The 26,404-nt window shown below is 62.4% G+C and carries 22 protein-coding genes; 15 read left to right on the top strand and 7 right to left on the bottom strand.

From position 1 onward, the window contains the following. The first annotated feature begins 2 nt into the window (after positions 1-2). From J9893_RS03290 to J9893_RS03250, 9 genes are all read left to right on the top strand, one after another. Positions 3-371 (top strand): hypothetical protein, encoded by a 369-nt coding sequence (locus J9893_RS03290; protein WP_143237155.1) that lies wholly within the window; start codon positions 3-5, stop codon positions 369-371. A 106-nt stretch (positions 372-477) separates the two neighbouring features. Then, on the top strand, positions 478-2,265 hold the full coding sequence (locus tag J9893_RS03285) for a GGDEF and EAL domain-containing protein (RefSeq protein WP_210600880.1): 1,788 nt from the start codon (positions 478-480) through the stop codon (positions 2,263-2,265). A gap of 175 nt (positions 2,266-2,440) precedes the next feature. After that, positions 2,441-4,387: an acetate--CoA ligase gene (gene acs, locus J9893_RS03280; protein WP_039040306.1), complete on the top strand. Its 1,947-nt coding sequence runs from the start codon at positions 2,441-2,443 to the stop codon at positions 4,385-4,387. A gap of 283 nt (positions 4,388-4,670) precedes the next feature. After that, positions 4,671-5,120: a type II 3-dehydroquinate dehydratase gene (aroQ, locus tag J9893_RS03275; RefSeq protein ID WP_039040307.1), complete on the top strand. Its 450-nt coding sequence runs from the start codon at positions 4,671-4,673 to the stop codon at positions 5,118-5,120. 36 nt (positions 5,121-5,156) lie between these two features. Further along, entirely contained in the window at positions 5,157-5,618 is a 462-nt protein-coding gene (accB, locus tag J9893_RS03270; protein WP_010675405.1) for an acetyl-CoA carboxylase biotin carboxyl carrier protein, read from the top strand. Between the two features lie 15 nt (positions 5,619-5,633). Beyond that, positions 5,634-6,974, top strand: coding sequence for an acetyl-CoA carboxylase biotin carboxylase subunit (gene accC, locus J9893_RS03265; protein WP_143237154.1), 1,341 nt, complete (start codon positions 5,634-5,636; stop codon positions 6,972-6,974). 268 nt (positions 6,975-7,242) lie between these two features. Continuing rightward, entirely contained in the window at positions 7,243-7,491 is a 249-nt protein-coding gene (locus J9893_RS03260; RefSeq protein WP_039040309.1) for a YhdT family protein, read from the top strand. After that, positions 7,481-8,938 (top strand): sodium/pantothenate symporter, encoded by a 1,458-nt coding sequence (gene panF / locus J9893_RS03255; RefSeq protein WP_043153258.1) that lies wholly within the window; start codon positions 7,481-7,483, stop codon positions 8,936-8,938. The genes J9893_RS03260 and panF overlap by 11 nt, the downstream gene beginning before the upstream one ends. An 87-nt stretch (positions 8,939-9,025) precedes the next feature. Further along, positions 9,026-10,450, top strand: a complete 1,425-nt coding sequence (locus J9893_RS03250) for a PTS transporter subunit EIIC (protein ID WP_143237153.1) — start codon at positions 9,026-9,028, stop codon at positions 10,448-10,450. Here the strand turns inward: J9893_RS03250 and J9893_RS03245 are convergent, their stop codons facing one another. Next, positions 10,451-11,323, bottom strand: a complete 873-nt coding sequence (locus J9893_RS03245) for a LysR family transcriptional regulator (protein WP_185975510.1) — start codon at positions 11,321-11,323, stop codon at positions 10,451-10,453. It abuts the gene before it with no gap. A gap of 100 nt (positions 11,324-11,423) precedes the next feature. Between J9893_RS03245 and J9893_RS03240 the strand changes: the two genes are divergently transcribed. The 3 genes from J9893_RS03240 (at position 11,424) to J9893_RS03230 (ending at position 14,878) form a co-directional block, all read left to right on the top strand. Continuing rightward, entirely contained in the window at positions 11,424-12,440 is a 1,017-nt protein-coding gene (locus tag J9893_RS03240) for a zinc-binding alcohol dehydrogenase family protein (RefSeq protein WP_010675411.1), read from the top strand. 531 nt (positions 12,441-12,971) lie between these two features. Continuing rightward, positions 12,972-13,850: a 50S ribosomal protein L11 methyltransferase gene (gene prmA, locus J9893_RS03235; RefSeq protein ID WP_128273909.1), complete on the top strand. Its 879-nt coding sequence runs from the start codon at positions 12,972-12,974 to the stop codon at positions 13,848-13,850. Between the two features lie 479 nt (positions 13,851-14,329). Beyond that, a complete protein-coding gene (locus J9893_RS03230; protein WP_161469838.1) occupies positions 14,330-14,878 on the top strand; it encodes a sugar O-acetyltransferase in 549 nt (182 codons plus the stop codon). 20 nt (positions 14,879-14,898) lie between these two features. Here J9893_RS03230 and J9893_RS21895 read toward each other — a convergent pair whose 3' ends face one another. The 3 genes from J9893_RS21895 to J9893_RS03215 form a co-directional block, all read right to left on the bottom strand. Then, positions 14,899-15,978 carry a methyl-accepting chemotaxis protein gene (locus J9893_RS21895; protein ID WP_210600879.1) on the bottom strand — a complete coding sequence of 360 codons (1,080 nt, stop codon included), beginning with the start codon at positions 15,976-15,978 and terminating at the stop codon, positions 14,899-14,901. A 538-nt stretch (positions 15,979-16,516) separates the two neighbouring features. Then, a complete protein-coding gene (locus J9893_RS03220) occupies positions 16,517-17,065 on the bottom strand; it encodes an NAD(P)H nitroreductase (RefSeq protein ID WP_010675416.1) in 549 nt (182 codons plus the stop codon). A gap of 107 nt (positions 17,066-17,172) precedes the next feature. After that, a complete protein-coding gene (locus J9893_RS03215) occupies positions 17,173-19,200 on the bottom strand; it encodes an NADPH-dependent 2,4-dienoyl-CoA reductase (protein ID WP_161469836.1) in 2,028 nt (675 codons plus the stop codon). 320 nt (positions 19,201-19,520) lie between these two features. On the opposite strand from J9893_RS03215, the gene sppA reads away from it, so the two are divergent. Further along, complete coding sequence (sppA, locus tag J9893_RS03210; RefSeq protein ID WP_045525758.1) at positions 19,521-21,365, top strand: signal peptide peptidase SppA; 1,845 nt, start codon at positions 19,521-19,523, stop codon at positions 21,363-21,365. Positions 21,366-21,427: 62 nt separating this feature from the next. On the opposite strand, the gene J9893_RS03205 is transcribed toward sppA, so the two are convergent. Beyond that, complete coding sequence (locus tag J9893_RS03205; protein WP_048207040.1) at positions 21,428-21,985, bottom strand: NUDIX domain-containing protein; 558 nt, start codon at positions 21,983-21,985, stop codon at positions 21,428-21,430. Next, complete coding sequence (locus tag J9893_RS03200) at positions 21,982-22,785, bottom strand: DUF2989 domain-containing protein (RefSeq protein WP_042014444.1); 804 nt, start codon at positions 22,783-22,785, stop codon at positions 21,982-21,984. The genes J9893_RS03205 and J9893_RS03200 overlap by 4 nt, the downstream gene beginning before the upstream one ends. Positions 22,786-22,996: 211 nt before the next feature. On the opposite strand from J9893_RS03200, the gene J9893_RS03195 reads away from it, so the two are divergent. Both J9893_RS03195 and J9893_RS03190 read left to right on the top strand, forming a co-directional pair. Continuing rightward, the gene (locus J9893_RS03195) at positions 22,997-24,430 is read left to right on the top strand and encodes a glyceraldehyde-3-phosphate dehydrogenase (protein WP_161469833.1); all 1,434 of its coding nucleotides are present in this window, start codon (positions 22,997-22,999) and stop codon (positions 24,428-24,430) included. 60 nt (positions 24,431-24,490) lie between these two features. Then, positions 24,491-24,784: a DUF1315 family protein gene (locus J9893_RS03190; protein WP_010675423.1), complete on the top strand. Its 294-nt coding sequence runs from the start codon at positions 24,491-24,493 to the stop codon at positions 24,782-24,784. A gap of 227 nt (positions 24,785-25,011) precedes the next feature. Here J9893_RS03190 and ansA read toward each other — a convergent pair whose 3' ends face one another. Continuing rightward, positions 25,012-26,019, bottom strand: coding sequence for an asparaginase (gene ansA, locus J9893_RS03185; RefSeq protein ID WP_210600878.1), 1,008 nt, complete (start codon positions 26,017-26,019; stop codon positions 25,012-25,014). Positions 26,020-26,404: the final 385 nt, after the last annotated feature.

Below are 26,404 nucleotides of genomic sequence, written 5' to 3'. Positions count from 1 at the left end.
GCATGAAGACAGCCCTGCTTCTTATCGCATGCTGGCTGCTTGCCCTGATCCCGCGGGATCAGGGTCTCACTCCCCTCGTGACGCTGCTGTTCAACCCGGACCGCGCGCTCTATGGCACCGCCCAGCTCACCGGCTTTGCCGGCATCCTGCTGACCCTCTACCTCGCCAATCTCGGGGTGGAAGTGGTGCTGCGTCGCCGCTTCCAGATAGCGGGCATGCTGGCCCTGCTCGCCGCCTGGACAGATTTCATCAACAGCAGCGGCACCGAGAGCCACTGGCTGGTGCTCTACGCCATGGCGTTGCCGTTTCATCTGGTGGGCTGGCTGGTGTTCGTTCGCGGGATCCAGGCGTTTGGCCGCCAGAAAGGCTGACATCTCGTTGATTTCACACCCTTCTCACACTTTCTTTCTCTCCTGACACTTCCTGCCATACTGACACAGTCGTCCAAATGACAAAGCAATCAATTCAGGAGCCTCCATGGAAAAAGTGCTACCCGAATCGGTTCCGACACGGCATTTGTCAGGCCCGCTCTCTCCCCACGAGTTGCAACAGCTGTTCGCCCAGGCGCCCGTCGGGATTGGGGTCTTCGATCACGAATTCAGGTGTCGCGACGTCAACGGACGCTTTGCCGAACTGACCGGCCTCGCACGGGCAGAGCACCCGGGCAAGACGCTGTTCGACATTGTCCCTGCCCAGACTCCCCAGCTGCTCCCGCTGTTTCAGCAACTGCGGCAAGGTCCCCCCCGATGCACATTTGAGGTGGAAATGGTCGGTCTCTCCCGCGCGGCCTCCCCGGCACGCTGGCAAGTGAGCGTCAGCTCCGTGCTGGATGAGGACGGCACCTTCAGCGGCATCGTCCTCGTGATGAGGGAGTCCGCACAGACAGGCCCCCACCTCGACGCGCCCGTGTCACCCGGCCTGCAGGAGATGACCCACCTTCATGCACTGCGTCTCTATCAGGCCGAAGCCCGCTTGCAGCACCTCTCCTATTACGATCCCCTCACCGATCTCGGCAATCGCCATCTGCTGCAAGAGCGCCTCACCCTGGAGATAGAGACGGCCAGGGTGAACCGCCACGTCCTGGCGCTGCTGTTCATCGATCTCGACGGCTTCAAGCTCATCAACGACAACCTGGGGCAAAGTGCCGGCGATCTGCTGCTCAAGCTGTCGGCAGACCGCATTCGCCACTGCCTGCGCCCCGGAGACATCGCCATCCGCCTGGGGGCAGACGAATTTCTGGTGTTGCTGCCCGCCATCAGAGACACCCAGGATCTGCTGGGTCTCATCGAGGGGTTGCAACGCAGGCTGCACGATCCCGCCGACATCGCCCAGGAGCGGGTGAGGCTCTCCGCCAGCATCGGCGTCTCCCTCTATCCGGAGCATGGCCAGACCCCGGACAGCCTTATCAGCGCGGCGGACAACGCCATGCATGAAGCCAAGCGCCATGGCCGCAACGGCTATCTGTTCCACTCCCCCGACATGACGGCACAGACCAGGGAGCGGATGCTGCTGGAGCAGGGACTGCTCAAGGCCATTGAGCAGCAAGAGTTTCGCCTGCTCTACCAACCCATGACGGATCTGGCGGATGGTCATCTCAGCGGCCTGGAGGCCCTGATCCGCTGGCAGCATCCCAGCCTTGGCATGATATCCCCGGACCGTTTCATTCCGGTGGCAGAGGAGTGCGGTCTCATCGAACCACTGGGCGAATGGGTGATGCGCACCGCCTGCCGGCAAGGTCAGCAGTGGCTGGCAGAAGGGCTCGCCGTGCCCCGGCTCTCGGCCAATGTGTCGGTCAGGGAGATGCGCTCCCACGACTACGTGGAGCGGGTGACAGCCATTCTGGCCGAGACCGGTTTTCCTGCCGAACGGCTGGAGATCGAGGTGACCGAGAGCATCATCCAGAGCGTGGATCACAGTCTGCGGCTCTTCACCCGCCTCAAGGCGCTGGGGGTACAGATCGCCATCGACGACTTCGGCACCGGTTTCTCCTCCCTGAGCCTGCTCAGGAGCCTGCCCATCGATCGCATCAAGATAGACAGGGCCTTCGTCCAGGCGTTGCCCGACGACAAGCACAGCCGCAAGCTGTGCCGGACCATAGTCCAGCTGGCCAGCTCCCTCGGCATGGCCGTCACGGCGGAAGGGATAGAAACCCAGCCCCAGCGCAAGTTCCTGCAATCCCTGCGTTGCGAAGAGGGACAGGGCAACCTGTTCAGCCATCCCCTGCCAGAACCCAGCCTGCCTCCCCTGCTCCCCCTCCGCCATTGAGCCTTGGCCGCGCCACCACGCAAGCAAAGAAGGGAGCCCATGGCTCCCTTCTGCTTCATCATCATGGCTTCCCGCCCGCTATCTTCGTCGCTATCCAAAAGTCTAATTGCCCTCGGGAACCAAAGGTATAGGTTGTTACTCAATCATTAAGAAAATGTATTCACAGGAGTGAGAGATGAGCGAGAGCAAGGTCTACCCGGTCAAGGCCCACATCGGCAACGGCGCCCTGCTGGACAAGGAAGGTTATGAAGCCATGTATCAGGCGTCGGTGCAGGATCCGGACGCCTTCTGGGGGGAGCAGGGCAAGATCCTCGACTGGATGACCCCCTACACCCGCGTCAAGAACACCTCCTACGATCCGGGCCACGTCTCCATCAAGTGGTATGAGGATGGCCTGCTCAACGTCTCGGCCAACTGCCTGGATCGCCATCTGAGCGAGCGCGGCGACAAGGTCGCCATCATCTGGGAAGGGGACAACCCGGCTGAAGATCGCAAGATCACCTATCGCGAACTGCACGCCGAAGTGTGCAAGTTTGCCAACGTGCTCAAAGCCCAGGGGGTCAAGCGTGGCCACATGGTCTGCCTTTATATGCCCATGGTGCCGGAGGCGGCCATCGCCATGCTGGCCTGTACCCGCATCGGGGCCGTGCACAGCATCGTCTTCGGCGGCTTCTCGCCGGAGGCGCTCTCGGGCCGCATCATCGACTCCGGCGCCTCCGTCGTCATCACCGCCGATGAGGGGTTGCGAGGCGGTCGCCCCATCCCCCTCAAGAAGAACGTGGATGAGGCCCTTACCCACCCGGATACCAAGGTCAGCAAGGTGATCGTCCTCAAGCGCACCGGTGGCAACGTGGCCTGGCACGAGCACAGAGACATCTGGTGGCATGATGCGGTCAACGCCGCCAGCCCGGATTGTCCGCCCGAAGCCATGGGCGCCGAAGATCCCCTGTTCGTGCTCTACACCTCCGGCTCCACCGGCAAGCCCAAGGGTGTGCTGCACACCACGGGCGGCTATCTGGTCTATGCCGCCCTCACCTTCAAATACGTGTTCGACTACCACGAAGAGGACATCTACTGGTGTACCGCCGACGTGGGCTGGGTCACCGGTCACTCCTATCTGGTCTACGGGCCACTGGCCAACGGCGCCACCACCGTCATGTTCGAAGGGGTGCCCAATTACCCGGCCACCAACCGCATGAGTCAGGTGGTGGACAAACACCAGGTCACCATCCTCTATACCGCCCCCACCGCCATTCGCGCACTGATGGCCAAGGGCAAGGAGGCTGTCGAAGGCACTTCCCGCACCAGCCTGCGCATCATGGGGTCGGTGGGTGAACCCATCAACCCGGAAGCCTGGGAGTGGTACTACCGCACCATCGGCGACGAGCGCTGCCCCATCGTCGACACCTGGTGGCAGACCGAGACCGGCGGCATCCTCATCACTCCGCTGCCCGGCGTCACCGCGCTCAAGCCCGGCTCGGCCACTCGTCCCTTCTTCGGAGTACAGCCTGCTCTGGTGGACAACCTGGGTGAGCCGCTGGAAGGCGCCACCGAGGGCAACCTGGTGATCACCGACTCCTGGCCCGGCCAGATGCGTACCGTGTTCGGCGATCACGAGCGCTTCGAGCAGACCTACTTCTCCACCTTCCCGGGTCGCTACTTCACCGGCGACGGTGCCCGTCGCGACGAGGACGGCTACTACTGGATCACCGGCCGGGTGGATGATGTACTCAACGTCTCCGGCCACCGCATGGGTACCGCCGAAATCGAGTCCGCTCTGGTGGCCCATCCGAAAATCGCCGAAGCGGCGGTGGTGGGCGTTCCCCACGAGATCAAGGGACAGGGCATCTACGCCTATGTCACCCTGATCGCCGGGGAAGAGCCGAGCCGCGAGCTGCACAAGGAAGTGAAGGAGTGGGTGCGCAAGGAGATTGGCGCCATCGCGACCCCGGACGTGATCCACTGGGCCGAGGGGCTGCCCAAGACCCGATCCGGCAAGATCATGCGGCGTATCTTGCGCAAGATCGCCACCGGCGAAACCGACAGCCTGGGGGATATCTCCACCCTGGCGGATCCGGGGGTCGTGGACAAGCTGATCCGCGAGAAGTCGGAAGCGGCGTGAGTCTCTTCCCCACGTCAACAGAGCCGGCCACGTGCCGGCTTTGTTGTCTTCGGGATCCGGACAGGGCAGAGTTCGGTGGCAGGCAGGGCTTGCGGGCAAACCAGGCCAATAAACAGCCAGATGTAGAGATTAGACCAGTAAAATGCTGCTAATTTTCACGAAATCAATATAATTGCGAAATCTGTGTGTCAGGGCACACCGATTTGTGCAAAAATTGGCTAGATTTTTGGTAGTCCAAAGATAGCTGATAGATAGCAGCATAATCATCGAGGATGTACTCAATATGTCGCAACATCACCGAATCCTCCTGCTTAACGGCCCCAATCTGAATCTGCTGGGCAAGCGGGAACCGGGAATCTACGGCAGCAAGACGCTCGATGAGATCGTCGCCGATCTGACGCGCAGCGCCAGCGAACTCGGTGTCACCCTGGAACATCTGCAATCCAATGCCGAGCACGAGCTGATCGGCCGCATCCATCAGGCCATGGGCCAGGTGGATTTCATCATCATCAATCCCGCCGCCTTCACCCATACCAGCGTTGCCCTGCGCGATGCCCTGCTGGGTGTGGCCATCCCCTTTATCGAGGTTCACCTGTCAAACGTTCATGCCAGGGAGCCCTTCCGTCATCACTCCTATCTGTCTGATGTCGCCAAGGGGGTGATCTGCGGGTTGGGTGCCGATGGTTACCAATTCGCTTTAACCGCGGCCGTGCATCAGTTGCGCGCGGCTTGATAATCACTGATCAGATAAAGAAGAAAGAGAATGCTAATGGATATCCGCAAAATCAAGAAGCTGATTGAACTGGTTGAAGAGTCCGGCATCGCCGAGCTGGAAATCTCCGAAGGGGAAGAGTCCGTTCGCATCAGCCGTAATTTCTCCGGCCAGGTTAGCGTTGCCCCGCAGATGATCATGCCCCAGGCCGCAGCTCAGGTTGCCGCACCGGTTGCCGCTGCTCCGGCAGCAGCCGCTGCACCTGCTGCCGATGCCGCCCCGAGCGGTCATCTGATGCGCTCCCCCATGGTGGGCTCCTTCTACCGCTCCTCCAGCCCGGAAGCCAAGCCGTTCGTGGAAGTCGGTCAGCACGTCAATGTCGGCGACACCCTGTGCATCGTCGAAGCCATGAAAATGATGAACCAAATCGAGTCTGACAAGGCCGGCGTGATCAAAGCGATCCTGGTTGAAAATGGTCAGGCCGTCGAGTTTGACGAGCCGCTGTTCATCATCGAATAAGGGAAAATGCCACCCATGTTGGACAAAGTAGTCATCGCCAACCGCGGTGAAATTGCCCTGCGGATCCTGCGCGCCTGCAAAGAGCTCGGGATCAAGACAGTGGCCGTTCACTCCACTGCCGATCGGGAGCTCAAGCATGTGCTCCTGGCGGACGAAACCATCTGCATCGGCAAACCTGCCAGCGGTGAGTCCTACCTCAATGTGCCGGCCATCATCGCCGCCGCCGAGGTGACCGGTGCCGTCGCCATCCACCCGGGCTACGGCTTCCTCTCCGAGAATGCCGACTTCGCCGAAGTGGTCGAGAAATCCGGCTTCATCTTCATCGGCCCGCGCGCCGAGACCATTCGCCTGATGGGTGACAAGGTCTCCGCCATCGAGGCGATGAAGAAGGCGGGCGTGCCCTGCGTACCCGGCTCCGACGGCCCGGTGGACAACGATGCCAAGCGCAACGCCGCCATCGCCAAGCGGATCGGGTATCCGGTGATCATCAAGGCCGCCGGTGGCGGTGGTGGTCGCGGCATGCGCGTGGTGCGCAACGAGCCCGAACTGGCCTCCGCCATCGCGCTGACCAAATCCGAAGCGGGCCAGTTCTTCAAGAACGACATGGTCTACATGGAGAAGTACCTGGAGAACCCGCGCCACATCGAGATCCAGGTGCTGGCTGACGGTCAGGGTACCGCCCTCTATCTGGGTGAGCGGGACTGCTCCATGCAGCGCCGTCACCAGAAGGTCGTGGAAGAGGCGCCGGCCCCCGGCATCACCGACGAGATGCGCAAGTTCATCGGTGAGCGCTGCGTGCGCGCCTGTCTCGAGATCGGCTACCGCGGTGCGGGTACCTTCGAGTTCCTGTACGAGAACGGCGAGTTCTATTTCATCGAGATGAACACCCGTATCCAGGTGGAGCATCCGGTCACCGAGATGGTCACCGGCGTCGACCTCATCAAGGAGCAGCTGCGCATTGCCGCCGGTCAGCCCCTGTCGATCACCCAACAGGACATCCGCATCCGTGGCCACGCCATCGAGTGCCGGATCAATGCCGAAGATCCGGCCACCTTCCTGCCCTCTCCCGGTCTCATCCAGCGCTTCCACGCGCCGGGCGGCCTGGGCGTGCGCTGGGAATCCCACATCTATGCAGGTTACAAGGTCCCCCCCTACTACGACTCCATGATCGGCAAGCTGATCTGCTATGGGGAGAACCGTGACGTGGCCATCGCCCGCATGCGTCACTCCCTCGACGAGCTGGTGGTGGAAGGGATCAAGACCAACATCGCCCTGCAAAAAGAGATCATGAAGGACGAAAACTTCCAGCACGGTGGCACCAACATCCACTACCTGCACAAGAAGTTGGGTCTGTAATGGCTTGAGGCCCGACCCATTGAGCACGGTGGCAGCACAGAACAGCCACCACCTGCACAAGAAGTCGGGTCTGTAATGGCTTGAGGCCCGACCCATTGAGCACGGTGGCAGCACGAGCAGCCACCACCTGCACAAGAAGTCGGGTCTGCAAAGACCCCTTTCATCGGGAAATTGCGCGATCCACCCGGATCGCCAACGTAAAAAAGGGCCATGGCGACATGGCCCTTTTTTGTTATTCTTGCGCCCCGCTCACTCGTCGGAGGCCACAGTGAACCGTTTCGCACTCGCCCGTCGGGAAGCAGCCTTCTGCCTGCTGCTGACCCTGCTCTATTTTGTCGCCTGGTATGGCTCGGCTTATTTCATCCCCGAGGATCTCGAGCTGTGGGACCTGCCCCTCTGGTTCCTGCTCAGTTGCATCCTGATGCCCCTGCTGTTCATCGGCCTCTGCGCCCTCATGGTGGATCGCCTGTTCGTCGATATTCCCCTGGATAGCGAGGTACCACCCCATGAATCTTGAGCTGATGCTGCCGCTCTGCATCTACCTGGTGCTGGTACTGGGGGTCGGTTTCTGGGCCAGTCGCCACCGGACCGGCGGCAACTTCATGCAGGAGTACTTCATCGGCAACCGCAGCATGGGGGGGCTGGTGCTCGCCATGACCCTGGTGGCCACTTATACCTCTGCATCGTCCTTCATCGGCGGGCCGGGTGCCGCCTACAAGGTCGGCCTCGGCTGGGTGCTACTGGCGATGATCCAGCTGCCCACCGTCTGGCTCACCCTGGGGGTGCTTGGCAAGAAGTTCGCCATCATCGCCCGCCGGGTCAACGCGGTGACCATCAACGACATGCTGTGGGCCCGCTACCAGAGCAGGGCGGTGGTCGTGCTGGGTTCGGTCACCATCATCCTCGCCTTCATCGCCACCATGGTGGTGCAGTTCATCGGCGGCGCCCGCCTGCTGGAAACGGCGACCGGCCTCAGCTATCAGCAGGGGCTCTTCCTGTTTGCCAGTTGCGTGCTGCTCTACACGGTGATCGGCGGCTTTCGCGCCGTGGTGATGACGGATGCCCTGCAGGGCATCGTCATGCTCATCGGCACTGGCGCCCTGCTGGCGGGCATCCTCATCGCCGGTGACGGGTTGCCGAATCTTGTCCACCAGCTCAAGGAGATAGATCCCAAGCTGGTGAGCCCCCAGGGGGCCGGCGACATGCTGACCCAGCCCTTCATGCTGAGCTTCTGGGTGCTGGTCTGCATCGGGGTGGTGGGCTTGCCCCACTCGGCGCTGCGCTGCTTTGGCTACCGGGACAGCAAGGCGCTGCACCGGGGCATCCTCATCGGCACCATCGTCTGCGCCCTGCTGATGTTCGGCATGCACCTGGCCGGGGCACTGGGCCGCGCCATCCTGCCCGGCATGGACAGCCCGGACAAGATCATGCCCTCCCTGATGATGGAGGTGCTCCCCCCCTGGCTGGCCGGGGTCTTCCTGGCGGCCCCCATGGCGGCCATCATGTCTACTATCGACTCCCAGCTGATCCAGGCCTCCGCCACCCTGGTGAAAGATCTCTACCTCAATTACCTCAACCCCAGGCAGGAGAAGCTGGAGGTCCGGGTGCCGCGCCTCTCCCTGCTCTGCACCCTGATCCTGGGTACCCTGGTGCTGCTGGCGGCGCTCCAGCCCCCCGAGATGATCATCTGGCTCAACCTGCTCGCCTTCGGCGGCCTGCAGGCGGTCTTCCTCTGGCCCCTGGTGCTCGGCCTCTACTGGTCCAGGGCCAACGGCCCGGGAGCCCTGGCCAGCATGGTCTGCGGCATCCTCTGTTACGGTACCTTGAGCCAGTGGGGGATCAAGCTGGCCGGTCTGCACGCCATCGTCCCGAGCCTGGCCCTTGGCCTGGCGGCCTTTGTTCTTGTCAGCCTGCTCACTCCTGCCCCGGATCAGCGTGTCCGTCGATTGTTTGATCAAAATTAAGAAAAGGATCAATAAAGGAAGGCTCGCCTATTCCCAAATGGGGGCTCACGGGTAAAATGTGCGCCACGTCACAAATACCGTGCCCCCATGCCAGTCCAGAACGCCAGAAAGATCCTGACCCAGTCCTTGCAGCGCCTCGGCTATGCCCTGTTGCTGCCCGTCTCCATCCTGCCCCTGGCCGCCCTGCTCCACCGGCTCGGCCAACCGGACGTGCTGGATCTCGCCGTGCTCTCCCTCGCCGGTCGCGCCCTCTTCAGCCAGATGCCGCTCATCTATGCGGTGGCCATCGCCTTCGGGTTGAGTCGCCAGGGGCAAGGAGCCCAGGCGCTCGCCGGTGCGGTCAACTTCCTGCTGCTGAGCTCGGCGCTGGGCACCCTGGTGCCCGGGCTGCATGCGGACATGATCTGCGGCCTGCTGGCCGGGCTCGTCACCGCCATGGTCTGCTCCCGGGCCCGCACTCTGCGGCTGCCGGGCTGGTTGCGCCCCCTGCAGGAAGATCTGCCGGGCATGTTGCTCTCGGCGCTGGCCTGCCTGCTGCTGGTGCTCCCCCTCTCCATCCTCTGGCCGCTGCTGGAACAGGGGCTCACCCTGCTCGCCTCCGATCTGCTCACCACGCCATTTGGCGCCTTCTGCTATGGCGTGCTGAACCGGCTGCTGATCCCCCTCGGCCTGCACCAGGTGCTGGGCAGCCTCATCGGGCTCGGGGAGAGCAACCTGCAAGCCCTCTCGACCGCCCAGCCGCTGCATGAAGGCTATGTGGCCGGGCTCTATCCGGTCATCATGTTCGGCCTGCCCGGTGCCTGTTTTGCCATCTGGATCCATCGCCAGCGGATGCAACAACTGCCCCAGGGAGGGCTGCTGCTCACCCTGGCGCTCACCTCGGCACTGGTGGGCATCACGGAGCCCATCGAGTTCCTGTTTGCCTTCACCGCTCCCTGGCTGTTTCTGGCCCATGCCCTGCTGACCGGGCTGTCGCTGGCCATCTGCAGCGGGCTCGACATCCAGGTGGGCAGCTACTTTTCTGCCGGATTGCTGGATCTGGTGCTGAGCTACCACGCCGGTCTGCACAGCTTCTGGCTCATCCCCCTGGGCATCCTCTTCTTCGTCGTCTATGCCCTGCTCTTCTCCCGGCTGCTGGAACACGCCCCCCTCAGTCTGCCGGGCAAACCCATCGCCGAGGATCTCTCCCGGCTCGCGACCGTGGCCCCCACCGATCCCCAGATGCTGGCTATCCAGTACCTCAAGATGCTGGGGGGCATGGACAACCTGCAGGCCATGAGCGTCTGCCTGACCCGCCTCAGCCTGCGGGTTCGCGACATGGCCCTGGTGGATCAATCCTGCCTGGCCAGACTGGGCTGCCTCTCCTGGGTCGTGCTCAACGAATATCAGCTGGTGCTGGTGCTCGGCCCCCATGCCGGCCTCATCGAAGGGCAGATCCGCATGCTGGCGGAACGCCAGTCGGTCCCGCTCGGTCTCGAACCGGCTCAGGCTCCCCTTGGCCAGCACCAGTGATCAGGCGAAGGGAAGACGTTCGGCCACGAAGTCCATCAGGCTGCGAAGGGCGGGTGCCAGGTGTTCCCGGCTCGGGTAGATGAGATAGAAGGGGTTCACCGGAACTAGGAGATCCGGCAGCACCTTGAGCAGTCGCCCCGCCGCCAGATCGTCGCCGCAGACATGGGCCGGCAGCAGGGCAATCCCCCCGTCATGGAGTGCCAGCTCCCGCAGCGCCAGCAGGCTGTTGCTCTGGCAGGCCCCGCGAGGGCGCCAGCCCCCTTCCTGCAATGGCCACACCGGCAAGGAGCCATGTACCAGGCAGGCGTGTCCGGCCAGCTCCGAGAGCTGGAGCGGCGTCCCGTTGGCCGCCAGGTAACCGGGAGATGCCACCAGATGGCGCGCCACCTGGCCGATGCGCCGGCAGATGAGGCTGGAATCTTTCAGCGGCGCTGCCCGCAGCGCCAGATCGTAACCTTCCCCCACCAGATCCAGCTGTTCATCGCAAAGGGTCAGCTCCAGCACCACCTCGGGGTAGAGGGCGCGAAACTCGGCCAGTATCCGGCCAAGCAGCAAGGTTCCCGTGGCTTCGGGAGCAGTGATCCGCACCCGCCCTCCAGGAGCCGCGCGCAACCGCGCCATCGCCAGATTGGCGTTGCGCGCCAGTGCCAGCAGCTCCTGACAATGGGCCACATAGACCTCCCCCTGGGGCGTCAGGCTGAGCCTGCGGGTGGTGCGTTGCAGCAACCTCACCCCGAGCCGGGATTCGAGGCGCGAGATCTTCTGGCTCACCGAGGACTTGGGCATGCCGAGCACCTCGGCCGCCCCGGTGAAGCTCCCCTGCTCCACCACGGTGGCGAACAGCCCCATCAACTCCAGTTCGACATTGTTCATATATTCAAACAGTCTTTACCAATTACCCATCTTAATCTTGATAATCACCCAGACTAGAGTGAGTGGCAATCCCGAACACTGCTATTTGAAAGGAAAAGCCATGAAAGCCATCGCCCTGACTCACTATCTGCCAAGCAACCACCCCCACTGCTTCATCGAGAGCGATCTGCCCGATCCGACACCGGGCCCGCGGGATCTGCTGGTACGGGTCAACGCCACCTCCATCAATCCGGTCGACACCAAGGTACGCGCCCCCAAGGACAAGGTCGAAAGCAGCCCCCGCGTACTGGGCTGGGACGCCGTGGGCGAGGTGATCGCCGTCGGTAGCGACGTCACCCTGTTCAAGGCCGGTGACAGGGTCTGGTATGCCGGCGACATCAGCCGCCCGGGCAGCAACAGCGCCCTGCAACTGGTGGACGAGCGCATCGCCGCCATCGCCCCAGTCACCCTGACCGATCTGGAAGCCGCCGCCCTGCCGCTCACCGCCATCACCGCCTGGGAAACCCTGTTCGAGCGCATGAGCCTCACCCGCGAAAGCACCGGGCGACTGCTGATCATCGGGGGCGCCGGCGGAGTTGGTTCCATCGCCATCCAGCTCGCCCGCCAGCTCACCGGCATGGAGGTGATCGCCACCGCATCGCGCCCCGAAACCCGGGAATGGTGCCTGGACATGGGGGCCCACCAGGTGGTGAGCCATCACCATCTGCAGGCGGAGCTCAAGGCACTCGGCATCAGCGAGGTGGATGCCATCTTCTGCACCAACGCCACCGAGCAGCACTGGAACACCATGGCCAGCCTCATCCGTCCGTTTGGTCATATCTGCACCATCGCCGAGTCCAGTGACCCCTGGGATCTGGGTCTGCTCAAACCCAAGAGCGTCACCTTCAGCCAGGAGTTCATGTTTACCCGCTCCCTGTTCCAGACCCCGGACATGATCGAGCAGCACAACCTGCTCGGCCGGGTCGCGGCCCTGATCGATGAAGGGGTGCTCAAGACCACCCTCAGCAAGGTGGTGCCCGAACTGACGCCCCTCACCCTGGCCCGGGCTCATGCCGAGCTGGAAGCGGGTCGCATGGTGGGCAAGCTGGTGATCGACATGAGCGGCTTCCATCGCTGAGGCGCCGCCAGAGCGGGGATCGTCATCCTGACTATTCCCTTGTAGGTAAATAAATGCACCATCATGGGGTGAAATCACCAGTGACAAGCCCCAAGAGTGCACAGCCCCGCAGGTAACCTTTGTCCCTGACGGGGTATCTCCCCCGAAAAAACCATAAAAAAGAGGCCATCCCGTCGGGATGGCCCAAAAAACCTGAACGTTGGGGTAACAATCACACACATATCCTTATGCAGGACATCTATAACTTTGCAGATAACGTGCCAATCTCTGCTTTTCCCTCCCAATTAACCGCTTTTCAGCGCACCGGCATAAAAAAAGCCACCCGAAGGTGGCTGAAAAAAGATGACGGAACTTCATAGAGCAAAGCATTCAGCGGGAACAAGTTGCTTCCCGTCACCCATGAAGGAATACATTAACCGTGCCAACTTGGCAGAGTTACCTCCCTTCCCCATGAGGCCATGGTCAAACCACGACAGCACGGGCCCATGATGATAGAATCCCGCGGTTTCACATTTATGAAGAGCCGACGCCATGCCCTGGATACAAATTCGAATCAACGCCACTGCCAAGACCGCAGACAAGGTGAGCAACATGCTGCTGGGGCGTGGGGCCCAGGCGGTGACCTTTATGGATGCCAAGGATGTGCCCGTCTATGAGCCCATGCCCGGTGAAACCCCGCTCTGGGGCGAGACCGAAGTAATGGGACTGTTCGACGCCGAAACCGATCCGGCTCCCACCATCGCCTTCTTCCAGCAGATCTTCGGTGAAGACGTGGGCTACAAGGTGGAGCTGCTGGAAGACAAGGACTGGGTGCGCGAGTGGATGGATCACTTCCACCCCATGCAGTTCGGCGAGCGGCTCTGGATCTGCCCGAGCTGGCGCGACGTGCCGAACCCCGATGCGGTCAACGTCATGCTGGACCCGGGCCTGGCCTTTGGCACCGGTACCCACCCCACCACGGCACTCTGCCTGCAGTGGCTGGACGGGCTGGATCTGGCCGGCAAAACCGTGGTCGACTTTGGTTGCGGCTCAGGCATCCTCGGCATCGCCGCCCTGAAACTGGGGGCCGCCCGGGTCATCGGCATCGACATCGATCCTCAGGCCATCCAGGCCAGCCGTGACAACGCCGAGCGAAATGGCGTTGCCGACCAGATCGAACTCTACCTGCCGGCGGATCAGCCTCAAGACGTCGAAGCGGACGTGGTGGTCGCCAACATCCTGGCCGGCCCGCTGCGGGAACTGGCGCCGCTTATCGCCGGCCACGGCAAGGCGGGCAGCCTGATGGCCCTCTCCGGCGTGCTGGAAAGCCAGGCGCCAGAGCTGGAGACCATCTATGGCCAGTGGTTCGAGATGGACCCGACCGCCGTGAAAGAGGAGTGGTGCCGCCTCTCCGGCCGCAAACTGGGCTGATAAACAACAAGCCACGGCAGTTGCCAACCCATCAGCCGCACACTCGGCTGATAAACAACAAGCCACGGCAGTTGCCAACCCATCAGCCGCACACTCGGCTGATAAACAACAAGCCACGGCAGTTGCCAACCCATCGGCCGTAAACTCGGCTGATAAGCAACAAGCCACGGCAGTTGCCAACCCATCAGCCGCAAACTCGGCTGATAAACAACAAGCCACGGTGGCTGCCAACCCATCAGCCGCACACTCGGCTGATAAACAACAAGCCACGGCAGTTGCCAACCCATCAGCCGCACACTCGGCTGACAAGCAACAGGCCACAGCGGCAACACTTAGGTCGCTGAACGACAAGGGCACCCCAGGGTGCCCTTGTCGTTTCCGGACGCCCATTCTCCTTCTGCCCACTCTGGGGAGAGCCTCACGCTTCTCTGCCCCCCGATGGCTTATCCTCTCTTCCTCCACCCCATCGAGGCCCAGTCATGACCGAATACGAGAAGATGATCGCCAGCCAGCCCTACAACTGCATGGCGCCAGAGCTGGATCTGTTGCGCCGGGAGACGGCCCGCCTGTACCGCCGCTTCAATCGCAGCGACGAGGAGGATGAACAGCTGGCGCTGCTGCAGCAGATCGTCGGCGAGCTGGCACAGGGTGCCTTCATCTGCCCGCCCCTCTACTGCACCTATGGCCGCCACATCCACCTTGGCAAGGGTAGCTACATCAACATGGGGGCCACCCTGCTGGACAATGCCCCCATTCACATCGGTGCCGAGGTGATGATTGGGCCGAACGTGCAGATCTACACCGCCGCCCATGCGCTGGACGCCGATGAGCGTATTCAGGGGGTTGAGACGGCGCTGCCGGTCACCATCGAAGACAGGGTCTGGATTGGCGGCGGCGCCATCCTGCTTCCCGGCGTCACCATAGGGCGGGAAGCTGTCGTGGGTGCGGGCTCGGTCGTGACCAGAGATGTACCGGCCGGTGCCAGGGTGGCAGGCAACCCGGCACGGCTGCTGCCAGTCAAAAGTTGAGCGGAAGGCCCGAGGCTCGCTCAGGCGCTTTCCAGCAAGCGGTCGATACAGTGCACCACCTGCATGCTGGCGTTTTCCATGGTCTTGAGCTGCTCGACCATCCCTTTGATATCGCCCTGCTCGCGCGCGTGCAGGGCGGCCTTGCCGCTCTCGTGGACCCGCTTGTGGGGCCCGTCCAGTTCACGAAAGCCCGGCTTGTGGGCGAAGAGCTCGGCACCCTGCCCCTCTAAATACCATTTGCCCAGCCTACACTGAGCGTGGTCGCTCACCGGCTCGTGAAAATGCTGCTGATCGATGAGCCGATAGATGGTGTTCTTCCAGACGGCGTGATCCAGCTTGGTGGTATTGAGGAAGGAGGTGGAGGCCGCACTGTGGATCACCTGCTGCATCCGGCCTGATTGTGCCAGCACCTGGGTCACCACCACATCGATCTGGGAGGAGGAGGTCGCCACCTCGGCGGCACTGGCCTGGTTGTCATCGATGATGGACTTGATCTCCTGCGCCTGTGCCACTATCTGCCTGACCAGCACCTCGATCTGGCTGCTGGCTTCATGAGCCTTGCTCGCCAGCTGACGCACCTCATCGGCGACCACGGCGAATCCTCGACCAGCTTCACCGGCCCTGGCCGCCTCGATGGCCGCATTGAGTGCCAGCAGGTTGGTCTGATCCGAAATGCCCTGGATGGCGGTCACGAACTGGTTGATGGCGGATGTGCTGGCATCGAGCTGATGGACGGCTGCGAGGCTGCGAGCCGCCTCATCCGTGATGGCATGGGCACGATTGGAAAGACGGGTGATGGCGCCCCGGGTCTGGGCAAAGAGCTGATCCAGCTCGCAGAGCGCTCCCTTTTCCGCCATCAGGTGCTCGGCACTGCCAGCCAGCGCTTCCCGCACGCTCTGCAGCATCTCGCCTCCCTGGTTCTGGCAGGAGATCACCTGATTGAAGAGATCGCCACGCTCCCGGCTGGTGCGCTGCATGTGCTCGTATTCACCGATGGTGGCACGCAATTCGGCCAGCTCGCTCTGGTGCTGCTGCTCTTTGAGAAGCATCGCCTCCCTGAGCTGTTGATTCTCTTTTTCAAGCTTGCGGTTGAACCACATATGGCCTCCGGATGGCAAAGGTGCGGGCAGTCGACGTCAAAGGGAAGCCTCTGGCTCTCTTGTCTCTGCCGATGCTGGCGGATCCCGGGCCGGATTTCACCTGCAAATGCAGGATATTTGACCCTGATCCTGATTCCAATCGAGGCCACATCAATGACTGTGCAAAAGATCGCCGAAAAGAGGCCGGGTGAGGTAGAGAAGAGGCAGAGGAGAAAGAACGCTGACGTGCCGATCCCGCAAAAAATGAAGCCCAATGTCATCAAGACGTTGGGCTCTAAAAAGGTGCTACGGAATTGCGACTCTCATCGCAGAAAATTAGAAGGGGTCACCTTCTAAACTGGCAGTGGGATAATAACGTGGCGCAAACGTTTTACATAGCGTAATAAACCAGGAGTGAGAAGAATCTCTCACAATTCAAAAAATGTCCGGCCAACCCCCTTCTCCCCTCTTGGCAAGTGCGCATTTATCAGTACAGCCTGAGGGCTTTGTCAGAAAACAAAAAAGCCCTGAATAATCAGGGCTTTTGGCGTTCTGTGCTTCAGAAGCTGCGCACGAAGTCCTGAATGGGCAACTCGCGCAGCTTTCGGGCCTCCAGCATGGGGGTGCCAAGGTAGAGGAAGCCCACCAGTTGATCCTCCGGTGCCAGCCCCAGTGCACCATGGATCTGCTCGTCGAAGATGAACCAGCCGGAGCGCCAGATGCCGTTGAAGCCCTGGGCCTGGGCCGCCATCTGCATCGCCATCAGGGCACAACCGGCAGAGAGCTCCTGCTCCAGTTTCGGTACCTTGGGGTGCGCCTGATAACGGGTCGCCACCGCGATCACCAGGGGAGCACGCAGTGGCGCGGCGCGGCACTTCTCGACACTGTCCGCATCCTCGCCACGGGCATGGGCGGCATCGGCCAGCAATGTCCCCAGACGCTCACGCCCCTCCCCTTCAAACAGGATGAACTGCCAGGGGGTCAGAGTGCCGTGATCCGGCGCCCGCAGCCCGGCCTTGAGGATATTGTCGAGCACTTCGCCACTCGGGGCAGGCTCGGCCAGACGACCACAGGAGTGGCGATTGAGTAACAGATGGAGGGCATCCATGGGGCAGTTCCTTGTCAAAGGCGATGATGGCGCTACCTTAGCACAGCACCGGATGAAGAAAACCCCTGAGGTTCAGGGGTTTGTCAGGATACGAAAGGGCCGGGAGGCTAGATGACGGCAGCCAGCTCCGCCCCTTGCCGGATGGCGCGTTTGGCATCCAGCTCGGCGGCCACGTCGGCACCGCCGATGATGTGCACAGGCTTGCCAGCGGCCTGCAGACCGGCCTGCAACTCCTTGAGGGGCTCCTGTCCGGCACAGATGATCACCTGATCCACCGGCAGGCACTGCTGCTGGTCGCCCACCTGGATGTGAAGCCCGGCATCGTCGATACGCAGGTACTGGACGCCGGAGAGCATCTGCACCTTGCGATTCTTGAGCACGGTGCGATGGATCCAGCCGGTGGTCTTGCCAAGGCCGTCGCCCACCTTGCTCTCCTTGCGCTGGAGCAACCAGATCTGGCGCTCGGGGGCATCGATTTCGGGGGTAGTCAGGCCGCCGCGCTCGCCGAGCTGCTTGTCGATGCCCCACTCCTTGAGCCAGTGATCGCGATGGCTTTCAGCATCCGGCGCTCCTCTCTTCTCCACCAGGTATTCGGCCACGTCAAAGCCGATGCCGCCGGCGCCGATCACCGCCACCTTCTCGCCCACCGGCTTGTGATCCCGCAAGACATCGAGGTAGCTCATCACCTTGGCATGCTCGATGCCCGGAATGTTGGGAGTGCGCGGGCGGATGCCGGTGGCGAGGATCACCTCGTCAAAACCGCCGCCCAGCAGGCTCTCGGCACTCTGGCGCTGGCCCAGATAGAGCTCGACGCCACATTTCTCCAGCCGTTTGGCGAAGTAGCGCAGGGTCTCGTGAAACTCCTCCTTGCCCGGGATCTGCTTGGCAAAGTTGAACTGGCCGCCGATTTCGCTCGCCTGATCGAACAGGCTCACCTGATGGCCCCGCTCGGCGGCATAGCAGGCAAACGCCAGCCCGGCAGGACCCGCCCCCACCACCGCCAGCTTCTTGGGCTGGGGCACCCGGCCAAACGTCAACTCGGTCTCGAAGCAGGCACGGGGATTGACCAGGCAGGAGGCACGCTTTTGCTTGAACACGTGGTCGAGGCAGGCCTGGTTGCAGGCGATGCAGGTGTTGATCTCGTCCGCCCTGTCTTCAGCCGCCTTGATGACGAATTCGGGGTCCGCCAGGAAGGGTCGCGCCATGGAGACCATGTCCGCCTCCCCCCCCGCCAGGATGCGCTCCGCCACCTCAGGGGTGTTGATGCGGTTGGTGGTGATGAGGGGCACCTTGAGGTGCTTTTTCAGCTCGGCGGTCACCCAGCTGAAGGCACCGCGCGGCACGCTGGTGGCGATGGTGGGAATGCGCGCCTCGTGCCAGCCGATACCGGTGTTGATGAGGGTCACCCCCACCTGCTCCAGTGCCCGGCCAAGGGCGATCACTTCCTCAAGGGAGGAGCCCTGCTCCACCAGATCCAGCATGGAGAGGCGGAAGATGATGATGAAATCCGTGCCCACCCGCTCACGGATGGCGCGGACAATCTCCACCGGGAAGCGCATGCGGTTTTCGCTGCTGCCGCCCCAGCCATCGGTGCGCTTGTTGGTGCGCTCGCAGATGAACTGGTTGATGAGATAGCCTTCCGAGCCCATCACCTCGACCCCGTCATAACCGGCCGCCTTGGCCAGCGCCGCAGTGGCGGCGAAGTCGCGAATGGTGCCGCGGATCTGCCGCTCGCTCATGGTCCGCGGCTTGAACGGGGAGATGGGAGCCTTGAGGGCGCTCGGCGCCAGGCTGAACGGATGGTAGGCGTAGCGGCCCGCATGAAGGATCTGCAGCGCTATCTTGCCCCCTTCCCGGTGCACTGCCTCGGTCACCTTGCGGTGTTTGGCTACCTGCCAGGGAAAGCTCAGCTGGGAGCCGTGGGGCACCAGCCGCCCCCGCAAATTGGGGGCGATGCCGCCGGTCACGATGAGACCGACCCCGCCACGGGCCCGCTCACCATAGAAGGCGGCCAGCTTGTCAAAGCCCCCCTTTTCCTCCTCGAGGCCGGTGTGCATGGACCCCATCAGTACGCGGTTGCGCAACTGGGTAAAACCCAGATCGAGGGGGGTCAGCAGCGTGGGATAACGGCTCATGATGCACTCCTTGTCGAGGTCGATGTGCACGGGGTCATGCTCCAGCCTTCCTGGCTGCCTCGGGTGACGGGCAGTAAAAAGAAGGGGTAGGTGGAGGTGGGGCCGGCTCATCGGGCCTTTCAGTTAATTTTTTGTTATCAAACTGGAGCTAGAGTAAAGAATCGAAAACTCTTTTTCAAACAAATGTTTGGACATTTTTTCAGCGAACAGCCGTGTTCCGAAGTGGCGGGGGGCAGTCGACTCAAGGGGAAATGGCAATTGGCTGCGCAACTGGTTAATAATGGCTGCTCTCAACCCATTAACAGGGCGACAACGCAGCTATGTCTATTTTCAAAGGTCTGGGATGGCTCTTTCGCAGCCTCTGGCGCCTGCTCAACTTTACCCGCTTGATGCTGGTCAACCTGCTGTTTCTTCTCGTCGTGCTGGTCATCGTCTTCAGCGTCAGCCAGAGCGAGACCCCAAGCACCCCCATCGAGGGGGCGCTCACCCTCAATCTCTCCGGTGTGCTGGTAGAACAGCGCACCCAGACCGATCCCACGGTGCAACTGCTCAGGCAGATGGACAAGGGGGACGAGCAGCCAAGCGAAATCGTCCTCTCCGATCTGCTGTGGGCCATCAAGAGCGCGGGGAATGACGATCGCATCAAGGCGCTGGTGATCAAGCCCCAGGGTCTGCAAGGGGCCAGCCTCTCCAAACTGCAGGAGGTGACGGCCGCCATCGACGCCTTCAAGGAGAGCGGCAAGCCGGTCATCGCCATGGCGGACTACTACAGCCAGGGGGCCTATCTGCTCGCCGCCCACGCCGACCACGTGCTGCTCAACCAGAGTGGTGCCGTGCTGATCGAGGGGCTGGGTGTCTACCAGACCTACTTCAAGTCGGCACTGGAGAAGCTCAACATCACCCCACACGTCTTCAAGGTCGGCACCTACAAGTCCTTCGTCGAGCCCTACACCCGGGACGAGATGTCCCCCGAGAGCAAGGAGGCGAACCAGCGCTGGCTGGATCAGCTGTGGCAATCCTATGTGGCCGACGTGGCGGAGCAGCGGGAGATCGAACCGGATGCCGTCGCACCGAACAAGGATCACTTCCTCGAACTGCTGCGCAAGGCCGGTGGCAATGCGGCCAGCTACGCCCTCGACAACGGTCTGGTGGATCAGCTCGCCACCCGCGACGAAATGACCCAGGCGGTGATCAAGGAAGTGGGCGAGGCCGATGATCACGGCTGGAAGGGCGTGGGCCTGAAAGAGTATCTGGCCGCCATCCCGGAGCAGTACCCCCAGAGCGGCAAGGATGAGGTAGGCCTCATCACTGCCAGCGGCGCCATCATGGATGGCGTCCAGCCTGCCGGCACCATCGGCGGCGACAGCCTTGCCGATCTGCTGGCCGAGGCCCGCCGTGACGATCAGGTGAAAGCCGTGGTGCTGCGAGTGGACAGCCCCGGCGGCAGCGCCTTTGCGGCCGAGCAGATCCGCGCCGAATTGCTGGCCCTGAAACAGGCGGGCAAGCCGGTGGTCATATCCATGGGCAGCTACGCCGCCTCCGGTGGCTACTGGATCTCCGCCGATGCGGACAAGATCTTCGCCTCCCCCACCACCCTCACCGGCTCCATCGGGGTGTTCGGCATGTTCGCCACCATCGACAAGGCGCTCTCCCAGTACGGGGTACACACCGACGGCGTCGGCACCACCGACTTCGTGGGGGTCGGGCTGACCCGTGCCCTGCCGGATCACGTGGGTGAAGCCATTCAACTGAGCGTGGAAGACACCTATCAGCGCTTTGTCGGCCTGGTGGGCAAGGGCCGGGGCCTTAGCCCGGAAGAGGCGGAAAAAGCCGCCGAAGGCCGGGTCTGGACCGGGCAGGATGCCAAGGCACTGGGGCTGGTGGACGAGTTCGGCAATCTGGATGACGCCCTCAAGGCGGCCGCCGATCTCGCCAACCTCAAAAGTTGGCAGGTCACCCCCATCGCACCGGAAGAGTCGGCCAGGGACAAGTTCCTGCGCGAGCTGTTTGACAGCAGCGCCCAGGCGCTGGCCCCGCACCTGCAAAGCTGGCTGCCCGCCGGGCTTGGCAAGGCGCTGCTGGAGATGAACCGCACTCTGGACCCGCTGACCCGCTTCAACGATCCCCAGGGCACCTACGCCTTCTGCCCGGTCTGTCTCCCCTGACGCCGGGGACAGCCATAAAAAAACCGCCGACAGGCGGTTTTTTTATGGGGCAAGCGGCCTTGTCAGGTCAGCAAGCCGGACGCTTGCCAGCGGTGCAACTCAGCCAGCACCCGGGTCTCTCGCGCCGTCCACTGGGGACAGGGACCCGCCAGCTGGGTCTTGTTGGTCTGCAGGGCCTCGGCCAGGGGGAACCAGCCCGGCGTGAAGCCGAGGCGGATCTCGTAGGGCTGGGGGCGCGGTGCACTCCAGTCCTCCCCGACCCGGCAGAGGTAATAGGACGATCGAATGCAGTAGGCATCGTAATCCGGCTCGCGCGCGGCACGATACTCCCGGGTCTCTCCCAGCAGGGGGCCCACGGCCACCAGCTCGGCGCCACACTCTTCCCGCAGCTCCCGGGCCAGGGCCGCATCGTGCGCCTCCCCGTGCTCGATGCCGCCACCGGGGAACATGAGATCCCCGTTGACGCGGGAGTGCACCAGCAGCAGTCGATCACCACGCATCACCACGGCCCTCACCGTGGCCCGTTCAAGCACCCTGTCCTCGCCGCGGATCTGGCCGTGGACGAGACGGATATCGAAGGGATGGGCCCACTCCCGGGCTTCTGACAGGGTCGGATTCATGGTGTGCGGTAGCTCCCCTGCCTGAGTGCGTCGACGATGGTGGCCGCCTGGTCGTCCAGCGTCTCCTGCTCCTCCTTGCCGATGGCATGGTAAATGCCGAGCCGGGTGGCGGAGACCTCGGGGCTCTCCTGGAATGACTCGCTCACCTTGCCCCACAGATAGGCCTGATCAAATCGCTTCTGCCCCATGTAGAGGGTGCTGAGGGCGGTGAGGATCCGGCTGTTGACCTTGTCCCCCTCCCGATAGAGGGAGAGCGCATGGTGCATCAGCCTGATGGCCTTCTCGGGCTCGCTCTTGGCATAAATGCCGCCGAGCGCCAGTTGCAGCTCGGGCTCCTCGAGGCTCGGCGTCCCCTCCTGCGCGAGGAAGCTGGCGCGGGCCTCGGGACTGGTGTTGTTGGTCCAGTGCCAGAGCAGCAGGTAGGGATCCTGGGAACCCCGGGTCTGCGCATCCAGTTGCTCCAGTTGACGGCCGGCGGCCAGCATCCCTTCCACTCTGGGGCTCTTCTGCTCCCTGGCCCGCTTGTACTCGATGTTGGTGGAGTGCTCGGCGCACTGCAGATAACGCTCCAGGCCGCGCATCAGATCGTACTTGCGCCTGTCCGTCCCCTCTTCCTGGAGATAGTAACGACCGCGAATGACGTCGCTGCGCTCATAGCGACACCAGCCGTCGTCCACCAGGTCCGCGCACAGGGCGGGATATTGGGAGCAGATGTTGTGGATCCTGTCGTCGTCGCAGGCCGTCAACGTCAGGCAACAAGCGAGGGAAAGCAGTAACGGACGCTGTGAGAATAGGGTCATGGTTCACATCTGGTTGATAACAATCGCAACCCGCACCGGCCACCGCCAACTAGCAAACAGGCTACATATCCATTACAATGCGCGCGCCGTATAAGGCCGCGATTGCAGAATAATATAACGAAACCATCAGCCCTACACTGATCTGCCTTCGACGAATTTCAATTTGCCCAGGCAACTTGCTTCAACAACGTGAAATAAAAGGATCTGGTTAATGACCCACGAGCACTACTTGCAGGCGTGGCAGGAGAGCCAGGAGCTCGCCGAAGCCATGCAACCCTTGATAGGTCGCCTCTACCGACAGCAAGGGATAGAGATCACCCTCTACGGACGCCCGCTGCAAAACGCCTCCACCATCGATATCCTCAAGGCCCACCGGGTCGTTCGCCGCCACCAGGGCACCCCGCTGCCCATCCAGCAAAGCTTCCCTCTCCTGCGCGCCATCGTCGCCCTGAACCCCACCGCCGCCGAAGTCGATCTCGGCAAACTGGCCGTGGGCTACTGGCAGGATCACCAGGATGAAGCCGGCATCGAGGACTATCTGCGCGCCAAGCTGGCACCGGCCCTGAACCGCAGTGCCGTGCCCGCCCCGACCGACGTGGTGCTCTACGGCTTCGGCCGCATCGGCCGCCTGCTGGCCCGTCTGCTCATCGAGCGCACCGGCGCCGCCAACTCCCTGCGCCTGCGCGCCATCGTGGTGCGCGGCGGTCGCGACGGGGATCTGGAGAAGCGTGCCAGCCTGCTGCGCCGCGATTCGGTGCACGGCCCCTTCAACGGCTCCATCGAGGTGGATGCAGAACGCAGTGCCATCATCGCCAACGGCACCTTCATCCAGGTGATCTATGCGAACAGCCCGGCCGACATCGACTACACCGCCTACGGCATCGACAATGCGCTGATCGTTGACAACACCGGCGTCTGGCGTGACGAGGCGGGGCTGTCCGAGCACCTCAAGGCCCGCGGCGCCGCCCGGGTGCTGCTGACCGCCCCCGGCAAGGGGGAGATGAAGAACGTGGTGTTCGGGGTCAACCACGAGGTGATAGGCCCGGATGACAAGATAGTCTCCGCCGCCTCTTGCACCACCAACGCCATCACCCCGGTGCTCAAGGTGATGCAGGACAAGTACGGCATCCGCCACGGCCACGTGGAGACGGTCCACTCCTATACCAACGATCAGAACCTCATCGACAACTATCACAAAGGCGAGCGCCGCGGTCGCAGCGCAGCCCTCAACATGGTGATGACCAGCACCGGTGCCGCCAAGGCGGTGGCCAAGGCGCTGCCGGAGCTCAAGGGCAAGTTGACCGGCAACGCCATCCGGGTGCCCACACCCAACGTGTCCCTGGCCATCATCAACCTGTCGCTGGAACAGACCACCGATCGGGAGAGCCTCAACGCCTATCTGCAGCAGATGGCGCTGAGCTCGGCCCTGCATCGCCAGATCGACTTCAGCGCCAGCACCGAGCTGGTCTCCTCCGACATGGTGGGCTCCCGTTTTGCGGGCATCGTCGACTCCCAGGCCACCATCGCCGAGGGGGATCACTGCGTGCTCTACGTGTGGTATGACAACGAGTTCGGGTACAGTTGTCAGGTAGTACGGGTGATGGAGCAGATGGCTGGCGTAGTCCGCCAGGATCTACCGGCATAGTCCGACAGGATCTGCCCGCCTGAACCCGCGTTCATGGCTCAATTTTCAAGGAGAGGCCGGATGTCGTCTCAGCAAGTGACGTTTCAACAAGCGATAGCGCAGATGCCCAAAGAGGTGTACGAGCGGCTCAAGACTGCGGTCGAGCTCGGCAAATGGCCGGATGGCAAGCCCCTCACCGAGGAGCAGAAGGCCACTTCCCTGCAGGCCGTGATGGCCTGGCAGGCGATGCACCTTGAGAACCCCGAGCACATGAACATCGGCCGTGACGGCGAGATCGTGATGAAGAGCAAGAGCGAGCTCAAGCGCCAGTATCGCGATGAGGAAGAGATAGTACGGGTCGACCTTAGCCACTGAGGCAGGCCGCACGTCACCTATCGCGGTAACGAAATGAAAGAGGGGAGCCATTATGGCTCCCCTCTTTTTTCCCCCTCATCCCCGGCCCTTCTCCCACCAGGGGAGAAGGGAGCTGGCACGCACCTGCGAGCAATCAGCGGGCCACCTGCCGGCGATCTTCATGGCAAACCTCGCCACCTCGATCTATCCCCTCTCCCGCTGGGAGAGGGTTAGGGTGGGAGGGAAAGTCAGGGGGTCAGTTCACCCCGCAGGGACTGCTGCATCAGCTCGCGGATGCGCGGCGCCGGCAGATCCTGGCTCAGCAGGAAGTGCAGCTTGGTGAGCGCCGCCTCGGCGGTCATGTCAAAGCCCGAGATGACTCCCGCACGGGAGAGGGCGTTGCCGGTGGCATAGCCCCCCATGTTGACCTTGCCGTGCAGGCACTGGCTCAGGTTGACGATGATGACGCCCCGGGCAGATGCCTCTGAGAGCAGCGCCAGCATGGCCGGGTTCTGGGGCGCATTGCCCACCCCGAAGGAGAGCAGGATCAGCGCACGCACCGGCTGTTGCAGGATGTTCGCTATCACCTCAGCCGAGATCCCCGGGTAGAGGGTCACCACCCCGATGGGCTGGGGGGTGATGTCGTGCAGCACCAGGGGGCGATCGCACGGCACTCCCAGCTCACCTGCCTCCAGGGAGATGGCGATACCGGCATTGAGCAGGGGCGGGTAGTTGGGCGAGTCGAAGGCGTGGAAGCCGTCGGCATGCACCTTCTTGCTGCGGTTGCCGCGATAGAGCTGGTTGTTGAAGAAGAGCGTCACCTCGTGGATCGGGTAGTTGGCCGCGATATAGAGGGCGTTGAGCAGGTTCTGCTGACCGTCCGAGCGCAGCTCGGCCAGGGGGATCTGGGAGCCGGTGATGATGACCGGCTTGTGCAGATCTTCGAGCATGAAGGAGAGCGCAGACGCGGTGAACGACATGGTGTCGGTGCCGTGCAGAATGACGAAACCGTCGTACTTGTCGTAGTTGCCCTTGATATCCTCGGCGATGCGCTGCCAGTCTGCCGGCGTCATGTCGGAAGAGTCGATGAGGGGGGCATATTCGTGGATATGGTAATCGGGCATTTCCGGTCGATGGAACTCGGGCATCCGTGCCAGACAGTCCTTCATGAAGCCCGCCATCGGTACATAACCGTGGTCGGAACGCTGCATCCCTATGGTGCCGCCTGTGTAGGCAATGTAGATGGACTTCTTCACACCCTCTCCTCTCTCTGGACTGGAAACCGGCAAATCAAACAGGGCTCAACCGATACAGCCCCCGTCCTTCAGATGGTGCGGGCTCAATATCGGTCATCAGCAGACCTCTTGAGGGTCTGTGTCCTCCCGTGGGGGCGGAACCGGGCGAATTATAAAGAGTGCCGCTGCAAATGACAGCCGCAGCAGCATTGTTGCGATCCGGAGCACACTCGGCGAGGCAGTTTTAAATGCCATGTTAACACCATGTTTTAATCATTAATGTGACATATGTGGATGTACTTGGTGTTTTTTGCTAGTATCCGGCGGGTTTTTCACAAATCTCATCTGGACGCCCGACGAACACGGGCTCGTGTCGACCCCCTCTTTTGCAGAGGGACGGGGCTGC

Origin of the sequence: Aeromonas sp. MaB10011B, assembly GCF_017939325.1 — a bacterium.
In the GTDB taxonomy this organism is placed as follows: Bacteria; Pseudomonadota; Gammaproteobacteria; order Enterobacterales; family Aeromonadaceae; genus Aeromonas; species Aeromonas caviae.
This window is presented reverse-complemented; position numbering and strand designations above follow the sequence as displayed.